General features: G+C 51.5%; 3 protein-coding genes. 1 reads left to right on the top strand and 2 read right to left on the bottom strand.

All coding sequences use genetic code 11. From position 1 onward, the window contains the following. Positions 1–3,299, bottom strand: a 3,299-nt coding sequence (locus GXO76_04840; GenBank protein ID NOY77177.1) for a hypothetical protein, incomplete at its 3' end; no start/stop codon positions are given. A 281-nt stretch (positions 3,300–3,580) separates the two neighbouring features. After that, a complete protein-coding gene (locus GXO76_04845) occupies positions 3,581–4,519 on the bottom strand; it encodes a hypothetical protein (GenBank protein NOY77178.1) in 939 nt (312 codons plus the stop codon). Positions 4,520–4,670: 151 nt separating this feature from the next. On the opposite strand from GXO76_04845, the gene GXO76_04850 reads away from it, so the two are divergent. Further along, positions 4,671–4,964: a hypothetical protein gene (locus tag GXO76_04850; protein NOY77179.1), complete on the top strand. Its 294-nt coding sequence runs from the start codon at positions 4,671–4,673 to the stop codon at positions 4,962–4,964. Positions 4,965–5,043 lie beyond the last annotated feature (79 nt).

Genomic DNA, 5,043 nt, shown 5'->3' on the forward strand with positions numbered 1-5,043 from the left:
ACGTTCGGCCGAATGCGGTCCTTGCGGCCGGTGTAGCTGACCAAAAGCATCAACCGGGACGACAACCGGTAATCCACACCCAAATTCCAGTTCAAATTTCGGCCCGCCGCCCGGCCTCCGGCCATTTCGTAGGGAAGAATTCGATTCCCCGGGCTCACGCGCACCTCGGCCCAATCAAAATCGGATCGCACCCGACCCCGGCCCCTCAGCGAAAGGGTAACTCCGGTTCCCAATTCCCAGTACCAGGCCTGCGTCGCCGGATTTTCCAGCCGGTCACGGTCACGACCCAATTGTCCGGAAAGTTGAAATTCCACCTTGTGCTGCCACGTGTACGACACTTTCCCCTTCCCCAGCAGGGCACGAATGTCCCGGCTTTGCCGCCCGGCAAACCGGTACGTTTTTCGGATGCGCTTTCGGTACAGATTCCATTCGGATCCCAGATTCCGCATCCAGCGAACAATCCACCGCAAGGACTGCTCCTGCCTAAAATTGTCCTGCCCGCCCTCCGTGTACCGATTGTTTACTTCCTTATTTTCCAGCCAGCGCAGGCGGAGGCTTTGCGAATCTTTCATCTGAAAAAAGAAAAAATCCTCCCGAATCTGGTACTGTCCGAAAATGGTGTTTTTTTGCGGGAAGACAGACCTCCCCGGCACCAGGGTTCGCAGCCCCTCGTTGGGATCGGTCGACTTCTTGTTCAAACGAAAATACGATTCCCAGGCAAAGTTGCGGAACCATTTTTTAAAGGTCTTTTCCCGTTTCTTCCGCCTTCCCAGGAACCGCTTCGGATGGAATCGAAACTTCCAATTCGCCTGCACATCCGTAATCGGCAAAAATTCGCCTGTGGAAAAGGTCCGCAGAACGTAATCGCCGAAAGGATCGGGAACGTATTCGTTTAACTCCTCGTCGAAACGGTAATTCCCCTGACCGGGATCGACCTTCAGGTAAATGCGTTCCTGTTTTGAGAGCTGAGTGCTGGAAATTTGGTAGCGTACATCGGAAACAATTCCCCGGCGAAAGGGCGTGTACAAAACGGACACGTCCGAGAGCAGGGTACGACGGTCCTGGGTTTCCGGATTTGTGTAATCCCGCAAGCGGGATGTCCATTCCAGACGGGCCGTCAGGTTGTGCCAATTTCGGAGAGAGGTTTTCAGAAACCGGGTCAACGCCCGGGAATCCGCTGTGTAACCCTGCCGCGACCAATCGAAATCTTCCCGCCAGTTCAAACCGACCGACGCCTGCAGCCGGCCCAGCGGTTTCAGGCTGAGGGCCGTTTTCCAATCGTTAAACCGAAACCCTGTCCGTAAGGAATCTCCCCCAATCCGTTCCCGTTTGTCCTCGCCCTCGTACGACACTTCCGGAACCAACCACCACACCGGAAGCTGAATCTGCCCCTTCTGTCTCAGCCAGCCGCTTTTTTGCCCGCGGGAAGCCACACGACTGGCAATCCACTCCCTCCGATAAAACAGGCGCGGCCCCTTTTGTGGGGTGATCCGAATACCGCCTGACCAGCGGTCGGCCTGAAAATCGCGCCCCTTCCCAAGGCGCCCCAGTTCTCCCTCCAGCTGCAAATGCTTTTTTCGGGTGAAGTGAAGGGTCATTTCCTGAACCTTTTCCCCGGCTCCAGCCGATTTCTGGAGATCCCATTTCCGATTATATTCCACTGCCTGAATCCGGCTGACCGGCTGAAACCGGCTACTCTCCTCCCGAAGATTCCCTCTCACCTGAAGGCTGCCCAACAGAAAATCCCGAATTTTTACCGACTGCGGCGACCAGCGGAGTCCTACCTGGTAAGCCGGTCCGAAATGTTGATCGTCTCCAATTCTGGAAAAGGTGTTCGGATCAAATTGACTGGCCGCCAATTGACCGGAGAACGAAAAATTCTTGCCCGGATTGAATTGAAGACGAAAAGCGCCGTAGTTCTGGCTTTGCGGCAAGGTCAGGAGTTTCACCGGCAAATAACTTCCCAACTTTTTTCCAACGTACACATAGCGTCCCGCTCCCAGATAGCGGTAATCGCCCCCACCGGGCCCCGTGTAAGAAAAACGCACCTGGTAATCCCCCTGCTTTTCACCAAGATACCGGTAAAAGACCACACCGGCCGAATCAATCCGGGTAAAATTTCCCTTGCCGGCCCCCACAAACTTCGCACCCGATGTGAAGGCGGAATCCCGGGCATCGCCGATCGTGCGTAAAAAGGCCAGGTCCTTTTTGGAATACGTTTCATCCAGGGGATTATTTTTATCGTCTGCCTCGCGCACAAGGAGAGCGTTCATCTTCCACACACCGGATTCCGATTGCCAATCGGATTGAGCACTCCACAGATTTCTCTGAAATTTGACGTCCGAATATTCAAAATCCACTTCGATCCGGGAATCGGCCGTAATCAGCCGGTGACGGGTAAATGTGATCTGCCCGTTGCCGTATTCGATCACGTAATCGTTGTCGTCTCCCCGGGTCATCGGCTGCCCATCCACCCAAACGCGTTCCGTACCCGCCAGAACAATAATGTCCGTTTGCCCCTGGTCGCCGTGAAGCTGGTACGGCCCCTGATTGCCCTCCTGGCCGTTGAATCGATTCGTAAAAAACTTCCCCCGGGAAACGGCCCCCGAAAGGGTTACTTCTTCTCCCGGTCTGGAAAGTGTGACCTTCGCCCCCTGGAGTTTGCGCCGGTAGTTTTCGTACCGGCCTCCGGAGTAATTCAAATAAAAATCACCCATGGTGGCGTTGGCGTAAGGACTTTTCACCTGAATGTACACGCGGTCAATTTCATTCAGGGTTTGCGTATTTCCTTCGGGCTGAATCGGGGTATTCTGATCGGTTAATGCGGCTACTACCTGTACGTTGGGCGCAATTTGCCCGGACAATTGCAGATTTAATCCGGAATCCAGACGCAGTCCCCGATTACTGCCCATCGTCACGCTTCGGGTGAGGCTTCCCGACTTTCGGAGCCGCGGCGTATCCAACGTTTGCGATCGGGGCTTTCGGCGAACAACCGCTCTTCGACTTTGAGCCAATTTTTTTCCCCCCGAATGGGAAACCGGCTGCCACAAAAAATAGGTTGTCGGAAGGGTAACCGGCAAAAAGTCGTAGGCGGCGAAAAGGGTGTCTGCTTTTTTAAAAGGAGATTTGAAATAAAGAATTCCCCGCTGGTCATCGATCCGGCGAAGATCCGGCAACAATGCCGGATGGTTTTTCAGGCGAAGCGAAAGGCTGTTTTTGATAATCCAGGAGTGTTTCAGACGGACCGTTGAATCGGCCGCCGCCACCGGAATTTTTTCAGTGGTGTGAAACAAGGTCATCGGAAAGGAAAGGGTTTGCGCTTCTGCAGAATCAATCCTCCCCCAAAAAATAAGAAATAACGCCGTTATGAGTAAGAATTTATGCATTCCTGCCTAAAAATAAATCATGAACAAACTAAGTTTTCCCTCAATATGCGGGAAAATATTACAAAGAAAATTAAACCTCGGATTTAGAAAACGTTAAATGAATGTTAAAAAACCGTGCTAAAATAACTGTCATTGTGAATCTGCCGACGACAGATGAAGCAGCCTTTTTGTTAGCGCGGCATGGCCTCAACAATTTATTGCGGAGGCAAATCCTCCAGTAAACGAATGTAATAGACCAGCACCTGGTTTGCAGCCTGATCCAGCACAAACAGCCTGCCGCCGAACACAGCCACATCGACCGGCCGCTTCAGCCGGAAGGCGGGGTCTTTTTGCAAAAATTTTACCTTCACCGGATTTCCCCCATCGGTAAAGGCTTCGATCCCCGGCCGATCCGAATCGGCCACAAAAAGCATCCGCCCCCCTTCCCAATACGCAAGGCCTGCCGGCACATGGAGCAGGGAATCGCGAAAAATCGACAAAAAATTGCCGAAGTAATCAAAAACCACAATTTCAGCGGACTGTCGGTCGGACACAAAGACATTTCCTTCGGGAGAAAGTGCAAGCTTCCCGATTTCCTGAATCTGGCCCTGACCGGCATCCAAGCCGCCAAAAACCACGACAGGCTTCCGAAACCCATCGAATTTGATCACGCGATTCGAGCTCCCGTCCGCTACAAACAGGTCACCCTGGCCGGATTCGCAAATCCCCACGGGCAGTTGAAATTGGAAAGTTTCGTCCCAGTTTTCATTTGGCGTGAAAGAAAAAACAAAATTCAGGTTCCGGTCAAAACGCTGCACCCGGTGATTGTTGTAATCGGCCACCCAAACATTCAGCCCGTTGGAGGCACACACGCTCCGCGGCGAATCAAACTGTTGGCTCCCCGAACCCAATCCCCCGATCTGGGTCAGAAACTTTCCCTCCGAAGAGAATTTCTGGAGCCGGTTGTTTCCGGTGTCGACCACGTACACATTTCCGGCAGGGTCAACGGCCAATCCCTGAGGATTCAGAAGCTCTCCCACTTTGGACCCCGCACGGGAAATTTTGTAAGCGGGTTTTAAAACGAGGAGCTGTGCCGAGGTCTCTCCGGAAAAAATAAAACCAAGCACAATTAAAAAAACAGTGATTTTTCTCATTGTGGTTTTCTTTGTTTGAGTAACTGATTCTTAAACGCAAAAAGGGGCAATTGTTTCCCATCGGTTTGTTTTTGTTCTTGATTTTCTGCAACAAGTTCTTTAAATTTAATGAAAATAAACTGATCTTTCAACCCCTAAATTGAGGAAAATCATGGCGGAGATTCGTGTTTCATGTGACGATTCGGGCGATGGATTTGCCTGTCAGGTGGCGGTAACAGACAGCCGCGGCTCGAAATCATTTGACGTTACCGTTCTCGAAAAAGATTACAAAAATTTGACCGGCGGTAAAATTCCGGTGGAAGAGCTGATCAAAAAATCCTTCGAATTCCTCCTAAAACGAGAACCCAAGGAATCCATTTTGCGCCAATTTGACCTGATGGTGATTGCGCGTTATTTTCCCGAGTACGAGCAGGAGATCAAAAAAGCGCTTTCTTTAAAAAAATAACCTTGCGAAGATTGATAATCTTCGCAAGGTTATTTCCCATGTTGTCAACAGAAACGTGCCCATTTCATATCCGCTGGGT

This window comes from Calditrichota bacterium (genome assembly GCA_013151735.1).
Taxonomy (GTDB): domain Bacteria; phylum Zhuqueibacterota; class JdFR-76; order JdFR-76; family BMS3Abin05; genus BMS3Abin05.

Excerpts from the sequence above, each read along its gene's own strand:
- GXO76_04850 (NOY77179.1), top strand. The coding sequence starts at position 4,671 with ATGGCGGAGATTCGTGTTTCATGTGACGATTCGGGCGATGGATTTGCC.
- GXO76_04845 (NOY77178.1), bottom strand. The coding sequence starts at position 4,519 with ATGAGAAAAATCACTGTTTTTTTAATTGTGCTTGGTTTTATTTTTTCC.